This window comes from Ruegeria sp. BG9 (assembly GCF_056538305.1).
Map to the genome: position 1 here is coordinate 19,493 of NZ_JBQFSY010000015.1, position 15,743 is coordinate 35,235.

General features: G+C 53.8%; 11 protein-coding genes and 1 pseudogene. 8 read left to right on the forward strand and 4 right to left on the reverse strand.

Annotation, left to right across the window (positions count from 1 at the left end):
- The first annotated feature begins 77 nt into the window (after positions 1–77).
- From ACR0I8_RS21310 to ACR0I8_RS21335, 6 genes are all read left to right on the forward strand, one after another.
- The gene (locus tag ACR0I8_RS21310; RefSeq protein ID WP_170380643.1) at positions 78–719 is read left to right on the forward strand and encodes a TetR/AcrR family transcriptional regulator; all 642 of its coding nucleotides are present in this window, start codon (positions 78–80) and stop codon (positions 717–719) included.
- A gap of 357 nt (positions 720–1,076) precedes the next feature.
- Positions 1,077–2,204, forward strand: a complete 1,128-nt coding sequence (locus ACR0I8_RS21315; RefSeq protein WP_480669274.1) for an efflux RND transporter periplasmic adaptor subunit — start codon at positions 1,077–1,079, stop codon at positions 2,202–2,204.
- A gap of 1 nt (position 2,205) precedes the next feature.
- On the forward strand, positions 2,206–5,349 hold the full coding sequence (locus ACR0I8_RS21320; RefSeq protein ID WP_170693215.1) for an efflux RND transporter permease subunit: 3,144 nt from the start codon (positions 2,206–2,208) through the stop codon (positions 5,347–5,349).
- A 164-nt stretch (positions 5,350–5,513) separates the two neighbouring features.
- Positions 5,514–7,124: an FAD-dependent oxidoreductase gene (locus ACR0I8_RS21325; RefSeq protein ID WP_170693213.1), complete on the forward strand. Its 1,611-nt coding sequence runs from the start codon at positions 5,514–5,516 to the stop codon at positions 7,122–7,124.
- Between the two features lie 296 nt (positions 7,125–7,420).
- Positions 7,421–8,758 carry an adenylate/guanylate cyclase domain-containing protein gene (locus ACR0I8_RS21330; protein ID WP_170693210.1) on the forward strand — a complete coding sequence of 446 codons (1,338 nt, stop codon included), beginning with the start codon at positions 7,421–7,423 and terminating at the stop codon, positions 8,756–8,758.
- A gap of 29 nt (positions 8,759–8,787) precedes the next feature.
- Entirely contained in the window at positions 8,788–9,261 is a 474-nt protein-coding gene (locus ACR0I8_RS21335; RefSeq protein WP_480703623.1) for a hypothetical protein, read from the forward strand.
- Positions 9,262–9,290: 29 nt separating this feature from the next.
- Here the strand turns inward: ACR0I8_RS21335 and ACR0I8_RS21340 are convergent.
- Positions 9,291–9,350, reverse strand: a pseudogene (locus ACR0I8_RS21340) (hypothetical protein); the annotation flags it as partial.
- A gap of 595 nt (positions 9,351–9,945) precedes the next feature.
- Here ACR0I8_RS21340 and ACR0I8_RS21345 point away from each other — a divergent pair.
- On the forward strand, positions 9,946–11,892 hold the full coding sequence (locus tag ACR0I8_RS21345; RefSeq protein WP_170693207.1) for a DUF3604 domain-containing protein: 1,947 nt from the start codon (positions 9,946–9,948) through the stop codon (positions 11,890–11,892).
- A gap of 276 nt (positions 11,893–12,168) precedes the next feature.
- Positions 12,169–12,450 carry an HlyU family transcriptional regulator gene (locus tag ACR0I8_RS21350; RefSeq protein ID WP_170693205.1) on the forward strand — a complete coding sequence of 94 codons (282 nt, stop codon included), beginning with the start codon at positions 12,169–12,171 and terminating at the stop codon, positions 12,448–12,450.
- Positions 12,451–13,215: 765 nt separating this feature from the next.
- Here ACR0I8_RS21350 and ACR0I8_RS21355 read toward each other — a convergent pair.
- The 3 genes from ACR0I8_RS21355 to ACR0I8_RS21365 are packed head-to-tail and all read right to left on the reverse strand — an operon-like array spanning position 13,216 to position 15,736.
- A complete protein-coding gene (locus ACR0I8_RS21355) occupies positions 13,216–13,887 on the reverse strand; it encodes a nucleoside triphosphate hydrolase (RefSeq protein ID WP_480703615.1) in 672 nt (223 codons plus the stop codon).
- Complete coding sequence (locus ACR0I8_RS21360) at positions 13,884–14,666, reverse strand: ATP-binding cassette domain-containing protein (protein WP_170429655.1); 783 nt, start codon at positions 14,664–14,666, stop codon at positions 13,884–13,886. Before ACR0I8_RS21360 ends, ACR0I8_RS21355 begins: the two co-directional genes overlap by 4 nt.
- Positions 14,666–15,736, reverse strand: coding sequence for an ABC transporter permease (locus tag ACR0I8_RS21365; protein ID WP_170380653.1), 1,071 nt, complete (start codon positions 15,734–15,736; stop codon positions 14,666–14,668). Before ACR0I8_RS21365 ends, ACR0I8_RS21360 begins: the two co-directional genes overlap by 1 nt.
- Positions 15,737–15,743 lie beyond the last annotated feature (7 nt).

Genomic DNA, 15,743 nt, shown 5'->3' on the forward strand with positions numbered 1-15,743 from the left:
CATCAAGTTAGTGTCTCTAACATATGTTAGAAGTTCTCACTTTGACAAGAGATACGTGATCTGGCACATGTTGGATCATGAGCAGCATCGAAAAAAGTCATCCGACAAACAGACAAACGGCGGGTCTTTCCGTCAGCAAGAAGGCCTATCATCACGGTGATCTCCGCGCTGCACTGATCGAAGCAACCCGACAGTTGGTAGAAGAAAAAGGTCCGGACAGTTTTTCCGTATCCGAGGCGTGCAGACGCGCGGGCGTGTCAACCGCGGCACCTTACAAGCACTTCAAAGACAAGACAGAAATGCTGGTTGCCACTGTCCTTGAGGGAATGGATCGGCATCGAGACAATATGCTTGCTGCGCTGGAAGGCGTTCCTGAAGGATCTCCCGAGCGCATTACTGCCATAGGGATGGAGTATATTGCCTTCGCGTTAAATGAGCCTGGGATCTTCAGGCTGAAATTTGGCGGCTTCACAGATCGCATCGCGGACCCGCGGCTAGAGGAAGGCGGCCAGCAAAGTTTCGGGATTCTATTGACTGAGGTAGCAAAATGTCTCGGTGAACCGGGCATCACAGACGACGTTCGCCGCCGTGGGTTTTTGTTGTGGAGTTTCGTGCACGGGCTATCCTTCATTCTGCATGACAAAAGGCTTGCCGAGAAAGGTGAAGAGTTTGATCTTCATACACTTCTAGAGGACGTTTCGGAAAGAATGCTGAGTTGAGCGTTCTCAAGCTATACGAATCCAACTAACCACTGATAGGAGGCAATCTGTGCCACTATCACGCCTACGCCTAACGATTGCTCTGGTTCACGCAAAAGACATTGTTGGAAAGCGCTGCGAATGTCCGGAAGGCGGGCGGCAACCGCTGCATCGAGGCTTTGGCGTGCGCGTCAGCTTTGGGCCGAACTAATAATTCGCTCACTGCTAAAAAATTGGTCGTAGTTCGCTGAATGCGGTCCAGAAATGGAGCAGAATGATCACTAACATCAAATCAACTAGACCCTTTGTGCTAGAACACTCTAAAGTGTTCGATGGCAGATTTGACCTTAAGTCATCATCTATCCCGGGGGCATGAGCATGATCATCAGGGTTTTTCCTATCGCCACCGTCATTTTGATCGCCCTCTCAGGCGCTCTTGTGGCTCAGCAGGGTCCTCCACCCGTGACGGTGGCAAAGCCGGTTGTGAAGTCCATAGTTGAAGATGATGAGTTTGTCGGTCGCTTCGGCGCCGCGGCTGACGTGGACGTTCGAGCGCGGGTTTCCGGTTTTCTGGACCAAGTGCATTTCAAGGACGGAACTCTCGTCGAACAGGGCGATTTGCTCTTTACGATCGACCAGCGTCAGTTTCGTACTGCATTGAGGCAAGCCCGGGCACAGATCAGCATTGCTGAAGCAACAAGTGCCTTTACGACTGATCAGCTTGAACGCGCTGAGGCTTTGATCAGAAATGGAAACATCGCGGAGAGCGTGGTGGACCAACGTCGCGAAGCTTTTCTTGCGGCGCAAGGTGTTCTGGAACAAGCGCGCGCTGCACTGGAATTGGCCGAGCTTGATCTGGAGTACTCGGAGATCCGAGCACCAATGTCAGGGCGTATCGACCAAGCCCGGGTTGATCCAGGAAACCTGATCATAGCCCAGGACACCCTGTTGACATCGATCGTTTCGACCGACCCGATTTATTTCTATTTCGATATAGATGAACGTTATTTTCTGGCATACGCGCGGGATGCGCGTGCCCGGGGATCCGTTCTGCAAGAAGGAGCGGACAATCTTCAAGTTCAGGTAACAGTGGCTGACCGGAGTATACCACCTCAAAACGGAATATTGGATTTCTCGGAAAACCGCATTGATGACGAAACTGGCACGATGCGCGTACGCGCAGTTCTGCGCAACCCGGATGAGCTTTTGACACCCGGTCTGTTCGGACGCGTGAACGTTCCCGGATCGCTTCCATATGAGGGCATTCTGATCCCGGATGAGGCGATTGCTTCCGATCAGAACCGAAGACTTGTGATGACAGTGGATGCAGAAGGCAATGTCATTCCAAAGGAAATCCGACCGGGCCCCAGAATAGACGGCTACAGGGTCGTGCGTGAAGGTTTGGATGGTTCGGAGACACTGGTCATCGAAGGTCTTGTTCGCGCTCGTCCGGGCACGGTCGTTGCTGCGGAATTGATCGAGCTGCCGTTGGTCGCAGAAAACTGATATGGGGCGTTTTTTTGTCACTCGACCCATCTTTGCGATCGTTGTCGCGGTTGTGACAACCATCGTTGGGTTGCTCGCGTATTTCGAACTGCCCGTTGAGCAGTACCCGGAAATCGCGCCTCCATCGATTGTGGTCAGGGCGAGTTACCCCGGAGCAGACGCTGAAACGATTGCCGCTACGGTCGCGACCCCGTTGGAGCAAGAAATAAACGGTGTTGAGGGCATGCTCTACATGTCTTCCTATTCGACGGCTGACGGGTCTATGTCGCTGACGATAACGTTTGAACTGGGCACCAATCTCGACGCTGCTCAGGTTCTTGTCCAAAACCGCGTTTCTATCGCTGAACCGCGCCTTCCGCAGGAGGTCAGGGCGCTCGGCGTCACGACGAACAAGTCTTCACCCGATCTCATGATGGTCATACATATGCTCTCACCCGATGAGACTTTTGACCAACTTTATGTATCCAACTACGCCCGTTCGCGTGTCAGAGATCGCCTTGTGCGTCTTGATGGTGTTGGCGATCTGATTATTTTCGGTGAACGGGAGTTTTCGGCGCGCGTGTGGTTGGACCCGGACCGGCTTGGCTCGCTAGGATTGACGTCCGGAGATGTCGTCGCGGCGCTGCGCGAACAAAACGTTCAGGTTTCGGGCGGTTCCTTGGGATCACCGCCCAATGCGACCGACAGCGCCTTTCAAGTGACGCTCACAACGCAAGGTCGATTGGAAGATCCACGCCAATTTGGTCGGGTTATCGTCAAGTCGACTGACGACGGGCGCGTCGTACGAGTTAGGGATGTGGCGCGGGTTGAAATCGGAGCACGCTCCTACGTGACAAACTCGTACCTTAACAACAAACCGGCTGTGGCCCTCGGCATTTTCCAACGACCAGGTTCGAACGCATTGGCGTCGGCGGATGAGATTTTGGCGGTTGTAGAAGAGTTGTCACAGGATTTCCCATCCGGGCTTGAGTATCAGGTGGTGTACAACCCTACAGAATTCATCGAAGCCTCGGTGAACGCGGTCTATCGAACTTTGTTCGAAGCCGTATTGCTGGTTGTTGTTGTGATCGTTGTTTTCCTTCAGAGCTGGCGAACGGCCATAATACCGTTGATCGCCATTCCCGTGTCACTTATCGGGACATTTGCCGTGATGTTGGCGCTTGGATACTCTCTGAATTTGCTAACGCTGTTCGGGCTTATTCTGGCGATCGGGATCGTCGTTGATGATGCCATCGTTGTTGTCGAAAACGTTGAACGAAACATCAAAAACGGCATGTCTCCGAAAGATGCGTCCGCCCGCACCATGGACGAGGTCCAAAATGCGATCATCGGGACAACACTGGTTCTGATTGCTGTCTTTGTGCCAGCCGCTCTGGTTCCCGGCATTACCGGCCAATTCTACAGGCAATTTGCTGTCACGATTTCCGTCGCAACAGTTATTTCGACCATCAATTCACTTAGCCTTTCGCCAGCGTTGGCCGCCGTGATCTTGAAGCCAAACTCCAGTGGACCAACACGAAATCCGCTGGCCTTTGTCACAGACCCACTTAGCAACGGGTTCAACAGGGGGTTTGACGCAATGGCGTCCGCTTATGGTCGGACCGTGCGCGCATTGTCTGGTTCAACCGGGATGCGCAGCATCGTCCTTTTGGTTTTTGCCGGATTGATGGGCGGAACATATTGGATCACGACAAAAGTACCGACCGGTTTCATCCCTGAAATGGACCAGGGGTACGCCATCGTTGTGGTGCAACTGCCAGATGGTGCAGCACTGGACCGGACCGACGATATCATCAAGCAAGCGACTGAGATAGCATTGGAAACACCCGGGGTCACAAATGCTGTGGCATTTGCGGGTTTCTCGGGGGCGACGTTTACCAATGCAAGCAATCAAGGTGTTATTTTTACCACCTTCGAGAGCTTCGAAAGCCGTCAGGAAAACGGGCTGACTGCAGGTGCTATTGTGGGCCAGCTTTTTGGCCGGATGCAGGCCCTGCGCGAAGCCTTTATCATCGCCATTGCACCTCCGGCGGTCCGCGGGGTCGGCACTGGTGGCGGTTTCAAGCTTCAGCTTCAGGAACTTGAAAGTGCAGACATGTCACGCGTGTTGCAATCTGCCTATGCAGTCATGGGCAGTGCAAGCCAGTCGGACAAGGTTCAGGGCGTGTTCACAACCTTTTCGTCCGGATCACCGCAGCTGTACCTTGAGATCAATCGCGTTCGGGCACAAATGCTCAATGTCCCGATTGGCGAAATATTCGAAGCACTCTCGATCAACCTCGGATCTGCCTATGTGAACGACTTCAATGCTTTCGGGCGTCTTTTCCAGGTGCGCGCGCAGGCGGACGAGCCGTTCCGTCTGAACCAGAGTGATATTCGAAGTCTGCGAGTCCGTTCCGCAACAGGAGCTTTGGTTCCGTTGGGTACCTTGGTTACCGTCCGCGAAACCGCGGGGCCCGCCTTGGTTCAGCGCTATAATCAACAGGTGTCTGTGCCGGTTCAGGGCTCGCCAGCACCCGGTGTGTCAACGGGTCAGGCATTGCTGGAGATGGAAGCACTCGCAGAAGCCGTCATGCCGCCGGGGTTGGACTTTGAATGGACCGAGCTTGCTTTGCAGGAACGAAATCAGGGCAATACGGCAGCATATATTTTTGCATTTTCGGTGCTGTTTGCCTTTCTTTTTCTCGCGGCGCTCTACGAAAGTTGGACGCTTCCGTTGGTCATTATTTTGATCGTTCCACTGGCTGTATTGGGCGCGATGCTGGGGGTGATGTTTCGAGGTATGGACAACAATATTCTGACGCAGGTTGGATTGATTGTTCTTGTGGGGCTTGCCGCAAAGAATGCCATTCTGATCGTGGAGTTCGCCAAACAAGCGCAGGAAGAACGTGGGTTGTCGGCTATTGATGCCGCTGTCGAGGCCAGCCAATTGCGCTTGCGGCCAATACTGATGACTGCATTCGCGTTTATACTCGGCGTTGTGCCCTTGATGATTGCAGTCGGCCCCGGTTCAGAGATGCGACAGGCTCTTGGAACGGCAGTATTCTTTGGCATGTCGGGCGTAACTCTGCTTGGGCTGTTTTTCACACCTGTTTTCTATGTGGCCATGCGCAAGGTTTTCCCGATGCGACAAGCCACAACGTAAGCCAATGGTGCAGTGACCGTTGCATTGCATGGCTCATTGCTCGGGAAGCAGCATGCGAAACGTCGGTGGGTCTATTGCGGCAGCCCTAGTGCCAAGTGAATAGGTGAAAACCTCGAAATAGCCGCTAGGTCTTGTAATAGCGCTGAACGTCAGGAGAACTGCACATGGAGAGCCTTGCTGCCAATCTTCGCGAAATGACGCGAACGCCTTTGCATCAGAGCCATGTCGAAACCTTGAAAGCGTTGGGCACTGAAGTGAGTTTTGAGGCAGGCCAAATGATCGCTGAGGTTGGCGTTCCAATGGACCAGTTCATCTACATTGTCAGCGGTCGGGTTGAGGTAATTGATCCACAAACGCGAGAGGCTTATCTACCCACGTCCCTTGGGCCGACGCAGTTCCTGGGAGAGATCGCATTTCTCAGCGGCGGGGTCTATTCGCTGCCGATGCGTGCGCGAGAGGACACGCACGTTATCTCCGTGCCGCGCGAGAAGATGCTGGACGCAATGTCGCGCATTCCAGAGATGTCAGATATCGTCATCACTGTCTTTTCCGCACGTCGCCGACGTCAAATCGAAGACAACGACAGCTCTCTGAAACTGATTGGCGCTGACCTGGATCGCAACATCCGTCAAATCGAAGAGTTTGCTATCCGAAACAAGATCCCGTTCCAAACGATGGACCTAGGTTCTGAGGGCGCATGTGAGGTCGCGCAGTCCTGTCACCTGACAGGCCATCAGCCGGCGGTTATCTTTGGTGACAGCCTGGTGGTTGACAACCCGACCCCAGCCAAGGTCGCTCGATTGCTCGGGCTCGAACAGTCTTACGATTGTCGAGAGGTCATAGATGTTTTGATTGTTGGAGGTGGCCCGGCCGGGGTTGCAGCTGCGGTCTACGCTGGTGCGGAAGGGCTGTCTGCGATTGTTGTGGAGGAGCTCGCGGTCGGCGGGCAGGCTGGGACGTCCAGCCGGATCGAGAATTACATGGGCTTTCCGACAGGCATATCGGGTGCAGACCTTGTATGGCGAGGGGAAGTCCAAGCCATGAAGTTTGGCACCCGATTTGTTCGCCCAAAACGGGCCACTCAATTGCATCGGCAATCTGATGGCGTGTTTTGTGTAACACTGGACGATGGGCAAAAGCTAAGGGCACGTTCGGTCGTAGTCGCCACGGGGGTCCAGTACCGGCGCCTGCCGTTGGACAGACTGAAGGACTTTGAGGGTTTGGGCATCTACTATGCCGCGACTGAAATGGAAGCGCGCTATTGCAAGGGCGCAGAAGTCGTCGTCGTTGGGGGCGGAAACTCTGCGGGGCAGGCAGCGATGTACCTGTCGCGATCCGCAAAACATGTCCACGTATTGGTCCGAGGAGACAGCTTGGCTGCATCGATGTCCGATTACCTGCTTTCAAGGTTAGAGGCGGACCCGGCGGTCACCATCCACTACAAGTCCCAGCTAAAGACACTTCTTGGGGACAAATCCATGTCCAAGGTTATCATTGAGCGTGACGGATCAGACTGGCCACTCGATTGTAGCGCCGCTTTTGTTATGGTTGGGGCTGCACCCAATACCGAATGGCTGTCGCAGAGCTGCCAGCTGGACGCACGCGGCTTTGTGGTCACGGGCAACGAGGCCAATGCCGGATCATCTTTCGCAACGTCTTGTCCCGGGATTTTTGCCGTGGGCGACGTCCGCGCAGGATCGGTCAAGCGCGTTGCTTCCGCGGTGGGAGAAGGGTCAGTTGTCATATCCCAAGCTTGGGAATACCTGCAAAACTAGTGTTTTTATCCGTATAAGAGCTACTTGGCTGTCCTGCCTAGGCTCGCCCGGTTACAACCAAACAGAGATTTCTCTTTTTCAACGCGGTCTCCAGTTGGGCCTTTATTGCTAGGTTGTTTTGGTCCTCAGCGGAGCTTGGGTCAAAATAGATGCGCTTCATCCGCGTTTTGGCTCGTTGGTCAAGAAGGCATGAATGTCTGTCACGAGACACTTTGATATTGTGCAAATTAGAAGCAAAAGCCCCTGCGACCTGCGACGGCAGTGTTTGACTTAATTCCAATTCGGCGGAGCCAGTTTTGACCGAAATCGACGCGCAACAATTCGCAACGGAGGCCGAAAGAAGACTCACAAAGGCCGAGCAGCGCGGACTACGCTTGGCGATTGCCTGTCGCACCTTCATTACCGCTGCAGCATTTTTCTGGTATTTGGGTTCAACATTGTTGTTTCCTGAGTTCAGTGCGCGCCAAGTTACGACCTTCGCATTGTTCGCGTTCACTGCAATCGGCGTCGCCCATCTCTTATTGATTGGCACCAGCTATGACAGGGCCTGGATCAAGTACGCCGTTTACGCACTGGATTCATTGGCGATCTGTTCACTTTTTGCGCTCGTCCCCATCAGCAGGGCCGACGACGTACCGCAGATCATCGCGTTCCGCGCTTACGGAATATACTACCTTTTTCCAATAGTCGCTTTGTCGTGCCTCAGCCTTTCCTGGCGTCTTGTGCTCTGGACTGGAGGCCTTTGCGTAGTTGGATGGTGGGCGGCATTCATTTGGGTCACGTTGCCGATGGAGCGGACACTGTCATGGGCAGATATGTCAGCGATGGCCACCCGCGAAACCTATGAGGCTGTGTTTCTTTCCATTGATTTCATCGGTCGCGGCAATCGCATCGAAGAAACCGGGATGCTGCTATTTGCGACGTGCATTTTAGCAATTGCCGTCTTCAGAAGCCGAGCGGTCTTCTTTGCGCAAGTTGAAGCTGATCTGGAGCGCGGTCGCGAACGCGCAAAAAGACAACATGTCTCGGACCTTCTTAGCAAATACCTGCCGGAAGAAATCGCGAAGAAGCTCATTGACGACAACGCTCCGCTGAGGCCTCAGAAATCATTTGGTACGGCGCTCGTGTTGGATATTGCCGAGTTCACAAGATTTTCCTCACAGCATGATCCGGACGAAGTGATCAAACGCTTGGACCTCTTTCTCACGGACGCGACCGAGGAAGTTTCAGCCGAAAATGGGATCGTTATTTCTTATCTTGGCGACGGATTTCTTGTGACATTCAACGCACCAGTCAAAGTCGAGACGCCAGCGGATGCTGCGATAAGAACTGCAGAAGCCTTGCACGCGACGGCCGTCAGGCATGGGTTTTCAACCCGGATTGGCATCGCAAGCGGAGAGCTAGTCACAGGCACGATCGGGTCCGACACCCGCCAGTCGTTCACGGTGTACGGAGATCCTGTAAATCTTGCCTCTAGGTTAGAGGCCAAATGCAAATCGCTCTGCGCGGCAATGCTTTTGGATGCCGCAACCAATGAAGCTCTGTCGGAGATCGATTGGCTAGTGAGCTTTGGTTCGGTTGAGATCGATGGTCTGGCCGAACCTGTCGCCGTATTTGGTACTAGCAAACAGTGATTGATGCCGAGAAATCTACCTGAGAATGAATGGAACAAGAAAATTATACAATTGCGTTTCCTTGCGGAGTTCTTCGGCTAAACTCGGTTCAATTCAAGTTCCGCACGCGTAAAGATCACCCCCGTGCCGCCGGAAATAGCAGCGGCCTCAAGCGCATCATCTTTACTCCAGATCTACGTATTTGTCTGAAGTACAATATCGGCCCAAACGCTGTTTCCATTAGCGGCATCAAACTCCTCGGAAGCGATGTTTGGATAGTGGGTCTGCGTATTCGCAGGATAAGTGAAAAACGGCGCGTTTTCGGCGCTCTTCGCTTCGATAAAGTCGATAGCCTTTTTTGTGAGGTCGCCATCGATCTCGCCGCGATAGTCCAGATTGTAGTCCCACGCGATGGTTACTGGCTCGCCTGTAACACTCGCATCACAACAGGCTCTTCCATATTGGCTTCAGCAAAACCCGGAAGCGTGCGCCAGACTGTAACGTCCGTGGTTTCAACTCCGTAAAATTCGTCGAATCCATGATTCGTTGGATAGCGCCCCTCGGTCCAGCCAAGGTGCCACTTGCCGTACATGGCTGTGTTGTAGCCTACCACCTTCAGCAACTCTGCAATTGTGATTTCCCACTGAGACAGACCGTAAACGCCACCCCCAAGTGGGACGCTATGGTTGACCGTAACGTCCTGTCATGGGCACTGCGCAGGACGGAGTGCACTCGCTTTCCACGTTGAAACTCGTGAGTCGAAATCCTTCCGCAGCGAGGGCGTCCATCTCGGGGTTCGCCGTACCGAGGATCATGCCGCCTCCGTGAGCCCAGGTTTGCCCCAGTCAAAATTATCTTGAAATATGAATATGATGTTGAGCTTATCTTGAGCTGAAACGACCGAGGCAAATAAAAAGGGATAAGGACAATAGGGGTGTTCGCGACAACCTCTTTACGGCAAGGCCTCCGATCAAGGTCTCTGTTTCAAGACTGGCGAGCCAAGTCACCAGTCGTCAAGAACGTGCACTCGTAGGGGTGCTTTTCACCGCGTCCGAGCGTCAAAGTTTTGGGCGAAGCTGCGGCCCGGGACTAGTCGAGCCTCACCCGGGATCTCTTAAGCTCATATAAGAAAAACCTTTGTTTTCCTTGACGAACAGCCGGGTCAGATGTTGCCATAGACTAGAATTCAGCTCGGCTGGGAGGTTCAAATGAAGTTTTTTCTTAAGACATCGACAGCAATAGTTTCCATAGCGTTCATAGCAAGCTCTTCAAATGCTCAAGACGCCGCACAAGGCGGGCAAGTTGGAGAGATGACCATATCAGTTGATGATATGCGTGAACCAGCGCCTACTGATTTTTCGCCGTATGCAGGTCGAGATTTTCCTACGCGCCCGCTTTGGGGTGACACTCACCTGCACACGTCAAACTCGCTCGATGCGCGCGGATTTGGCGTCATTCTGAGCCCAGACGATGCCTATAGGTTTGCACGTGGTGACGAAGTCACCACATCGCATGGCCTCCGTGTGAAGCTGTCGCGTCCGCTCGACTGGCTTGTCGTATCCGATCACTCTGATGCCATGGGGGCTATGAATGAGATCGTGGCGGGGAACTCTACGCTTATGCGTGACCCAACGCTTCGAGACTGGAACGAACGCCTAAATGCCGGCGGCGACGTCGCTCTGGGTGCAACCATGGAAGTGATTGAAACCTTTGCTGGCATTACCGGCGATGCTCTACCCGAGGCTGTTTCAGACCGCAGGTTTGTACAATCTATATGGGACGAATTCACGCAAACTGCGGATCATCACAACGCCCCTGGCACATTCACTGCGTTCATTGGATACGAATGGACGTCCACCGAAGCTGGCAACAACCTGCACCGCAATGTGATCTACCGGGATGATGCCATTCGCGCGCGGCAAATGCTGCCTTTTACAACCGCTGAAACCTTTAATCCGGAACGGTTGTGGGACTGGATGGAAACATATGAACAAGAGACTGGCGGCCGTGTACTGGCCCTTGCACACAACGGCAACGTCTCTAACGGCCTGATGTTTCCGGTCGAGACAAACCCTGAAACGGGTGAGCCTTTGACAGAAGATTACGCAGAGCGGCGTGCCAAGTGGGAGCCGATGTATGAGATCACCCAAATCAAAGGTGACGGAGAAACGCATCCGTTTTTAAGCCCAAACGATGAGTTCGCAGACTATGAGACTTGGGACAAATCCAACCTCGGCCCAACTCCTAAAGAAGACTGGATGCTCCAGTACGAGTATGCCCGAGAGGCTCTGAAGAACGGACTTAAGCTTGAGGCTGAACTAGGCACCAATCCATACAAATTCGGAGTGGTAGGTTCGACAGACAGCCATACTGCTTTGGCAACGGCGGAAGAAGACAACTTCTTTGGCAAACACTCTGGCGTCGAACCCGAGCCCGGTCGTTGGCAGCACGTCGTTGGTGAGTTCGATACGACAAGAATTCTTGGATGGGAAATGGCGGCGTCTGGTTACGCCGCAGTCTGGGCCGAAGATAACACACGCGAAGCAATATTCGACGCAATGGAACGGAAGGAAGTGTATGGGACGACTGGTAGTCGCATCGCGGTTCGCTTCTTTGGTGGCTGGGACTTTACCGAAGCTGATGCAAGGTCTCGTTTGCCCGCCGAAATAGGATATGAAAAAGGCGTTCCGATGGGAGGGGACCTCGCAGATGCAACAGAAGGCGCGGACGCCCCAACATTCCTAGTTGCTGCGCTGAAAGATCCGTTTTCCGGCAATCTCGACCGTGTTCAGATTGTGAAAGGTTGGTTAAATGCCAATGGCGAAACTGAAGAGCGGGTCTATGACGTGGCTTGGTCGGGAGACCGAAAACTTGATGGGGAAGGCAAGCTGCCAGCGGTGGGGAACACAGTGGATGTTGCAACGGGCACGTTTACCAATTCGATAGGGTCTCCAGAGCTGATCAGTGTTTGGACGGATCCTGAGTTCGATCCTTCAGTCAGGGCTTTCTACTACGCACGTGTACTAGAGATTCCAACTCCGAGGTGGACAATTTATGACGCCGTTCGGTTTGGAGACGAGGTGCCTGCTGAGGTGCCTACGTCAACGCAGGAACGTGCTTACACTTCGCCGATTTGGTATACGCCCAAAGGCTGAAATGTAACTAGTCCCTATGTTTGTGTCGTAAAAGCCCGGCTGTTCCCGTCGCCGCAACATCGGGCTAGTCGGTTTGTGCGAACGTCCACTTAGGGCTCTTTCATGCAATGGATAGTGGAGCGGTGGACCGGGCTTTCGCTGCGGTTCGGGGCTTTCAGACCATGCGCCAAGCGTGCTATCGGATCGACGGCGGGTGATCTGATCTAACGACCTGTTTCACATCAGCACATTGCGGAGTTCGCTTCCAAAACTAGCAACATTGAAAGGAACCGCCCTATGTCCCTGTTCTCAAAACTCTTCGGTGGCGCTGAAAAGTCGGAACCGGAGCCGATCTTGTACAAAGGGTTCGAGATATTCCCCGACCTGATGCCCGAGGGTGGCAAATACCGCCTGTTGGCCCGTATCGAAAAGGTTATCGACGGAGATCGCAAGACCCACACGGTGATCCGGGCGGATGTTTTCGAAAGCCGAGACCAGGCCGAAAGCTTCAGCATCGCCAAGGCGAAACAGGTTATAGACGAGCAGGGCGAACGCCTTTTTGGCTCAGGAAATTGGTAACTTGAAGCCGGTTCTATCGCCATCTTTTGACGCTTGACCTTCGTAGCGTTAGCACTTGTGCGGCGACCGGCTAAATCCAGTTGAAGGTTGGATCATGATTTCTTTTTCAGGCGCGCAGTATCGGAAGGACGTGATACTGTTCGCAATGACCTTTTATGCTCGATAGGGTGGCTCCCAGCGCGACCTGACAGAAATAATGTGCGAACGCGGCGTTGTAGCGGATCACACGAAGCAAACGCTGGGGTTCTCAGCACTCGCTTCAGCCGTCGCGACACTTGAAGGGGTCGAGGTCACAAACCTGATCCGCAAAGGTCAGCTCAAGCCCGAAATCTGTCCTTTCCAACAAATTGCTGAAGTGGCTGCATAAGACAATAGAGATCGCCCAAACAATTTGGCGCGTCCAAAACTTTGCAACAAAACCGTTTAACAATGATGTTGTTGGCGATCCCCGCGAAGTGCTCTGCCTATGCAATCACGACCGCGGCAACCAAAGCTGCAACCTCAACCGATACCGCCGTATCCGTCAGACTGCGAATTTATGCAATGACCTATTTGAAAATGCGGTCTGACTTGGCGATTAGGCTTGGATTGGTGGTCATTCAATCCAATAATCCGAAGCCTGTCGGGTCTTTGTTATCGTTTACTTCTGCGGTGTCCTCGAAGAATTTCATCAGTTGACCTCATCGCGTATTGGGGTGACTTGGATTGCACCTGAAGCTGCCCAGAGGCGCTGCACCAGGGTCTGGCTGAAGTCAGTGCACGGGTTCAGAACGCGTAGCGCATCCCGAATTCGGTGTAGTTTTGACTCAGTGTAAGATCGGCTTTCCGGCTATCACGGATGACACGTTCTGCGTTGGGCAGATCGTTGGTTTTCGCGCGTTGTAGCGCGGTTTCCGGGTCAAATCCGTGCTTAATCCAGCGCTGCTGCAATCTGCTTTCGAGTTCTTCCAATGTGGGGCTGACAAAAACCGTTAGGGCGAAAACATCCTCTAACGTCCTCCACGGGTCGCTTTTCATCAAAAGGTAGTTCCCTTCTACAACCACAATCGGAGTTTCAGGGTGAACCGCAATCGCATTGGCGATTGCCAAGTCCATTTGGCGGTCGAACATAGGATGAAAGGATTCATGTCGCGCGGATAGCAGCGCCCTAATCGCCTTGCAAAACCCAACGGCATCGAAGGTCTCTGGTGCGCCTTTTTTTGCACGCAAGCCGCGCGCTTCCAAAACGCGATTGTCCAAATGGTAACCATCCATTGGCACAAGAGTGGCTGAAGGAACCGCCGAGCTCTGTTGCGCGTTCAGCGATTGAACAACGGCTTCCGCTAAGGTCGACTTTCCGGATGCAGGGGGGCCGGCGATTGCAACAATCGTCCGAACCCCAACCTGCCTCCGGGAGGAGATCAGGTCGCAAACGTGCTTTGCATCCTGCTCGATCACGCTGCGTCCTCTTTTGGAGGTTCCTTGGCACCGGTCATGAAGGCCACGGCATCGGACATCGTATAATCCTTGGGGTCGATCGTACAAAGACGTTTGCCCAGCCGGTGCACATGGATGCGATCGGCGACTTCGAAGACATGCGGCATGTTGTGGCTGATCAAAATGATCGGAATGCCACGCGCCCTTACGTCCTGGATCAGCTCAAGCACCTTGCGGCTTTCCTTCACGCCCAAAGCAGCCGTTGGTTCGTCCATGATGATAAATTTGGTCGCAAAGGCAGCTGCGCGCGCAACGGCAACGCCTTGGCGCTGGCCGCCGGATAGTGTCTCTACCGCCTGATTGATTGACTGCACGGTCATCAGCCCAAGCTCAGTCAGTTTTTCGCGGGCGAACTTCTCCATCGCAGGCCGATCCAGCTGACGCATGTATTTGCCCATGAAACCCTGTTTGCGAATCTCGCGCCCCATGAACATGTTGTCCGCAATCGACAGGGCAGGGGACATGGCAAGCTGCTGATAGACGATCTCGATCCCCATGTTCCGGGCATCAATCGGCGAGGTGAAGTTGACCTTTTTGCCTTCGATCAGGATCTCGCCTTCATCCGGGATCGTGGCACCGCAGATCGCCTTGACGATGGACGATTTGCCCGCGCCGTTATCTCCGATCACCGCAAGGATTTCGCCTTGCCGCAGTTCAAAATCGGAATGGTCGATGGCGGTGACGTGGCCATAGCGCTTCACGATCCCGCGGCCTTGGACGACTGGAGTTGTGTCTGACATTAGCCCGATACCTTTCTGATCCACTGGTCGACTGCGACGGCTGCGATGATGAGAAGTCCGATAAGCAGGAAGGTCCACTGCGCGTCCGCGCCCAGAAGCCTGAGCCCCAGAGTAAAGACGCCGACGATGAGAGCCCCGAACAGGGACCCCAGAATGGAGCCACGCCCGCCGAACAGAGAGATACCGCCAATCACGACCGCAGTGATGCTTTCGATATTGGCCAATTGACCGGATGTAGGTGAAACCGACCCGATGCGCCCGATCAGGGCCCAGCCTGCAAAGGCACAGATCAATCCGGACAACATATAAACCGACATCAGCGTTCTGTGGACGTTCACACCGGATAGTTCGGCGGCTTCGGGATCATCCCCCACCGCATAGACATGACGGCCCCAGGCCGTGTGCTTAAGCGCGTAGGCCAGCACGAAAATCAGAACGAGCATGAATATAACACCAACCGTAAAGGTCGCGCCACCGACGCTGAATTTTGTGCCAAAGAATTGCAGGAACGGGGCGTTGGCCTCGATATCCTGACTGCGAATTGTTTCGTTTGCGGAATACAGGAAGTTTGTCGCGAGAACGATCTGCCACATGCCGAGCGTGACAATAAAGGGCGGCAGCTTTACGCGACTGACCAGCCATCCATTGAGAGCCCCGATCAGGGTCCCCATGGCCAGCCCGCACATCACGGCTATGGGCACGGGGATGCCATAGCGGAAGGTGAACTGACCCATAATGACGGATGAAAACACCATGATCGCGCCGACGCTTAGGTCGATGCCGGCAGTCAGAATGACAAGGCTTTGTGCCGCGGCCACGATGCCGACGATTTGAACCTGCTGCAGGATCAGCGTCATCGCAAAGGGTGAGAAGAATTTTGATCCCAGCAGCAGGCCGAAAATAACGATCGCGCCAACCAGAACGATCAAGGGCACAAAGGATGGATTGACGTGGAGAAGATGCTGCAACTTCCCCAGAACACCACGCCGGTGATCTTCAAACTCCGCAACGGTTTCTGACGCATTGGCGGCGGTTTCGAATTCCTGGGCGTTTTGGTTTGCTTCAGACATATCTCCC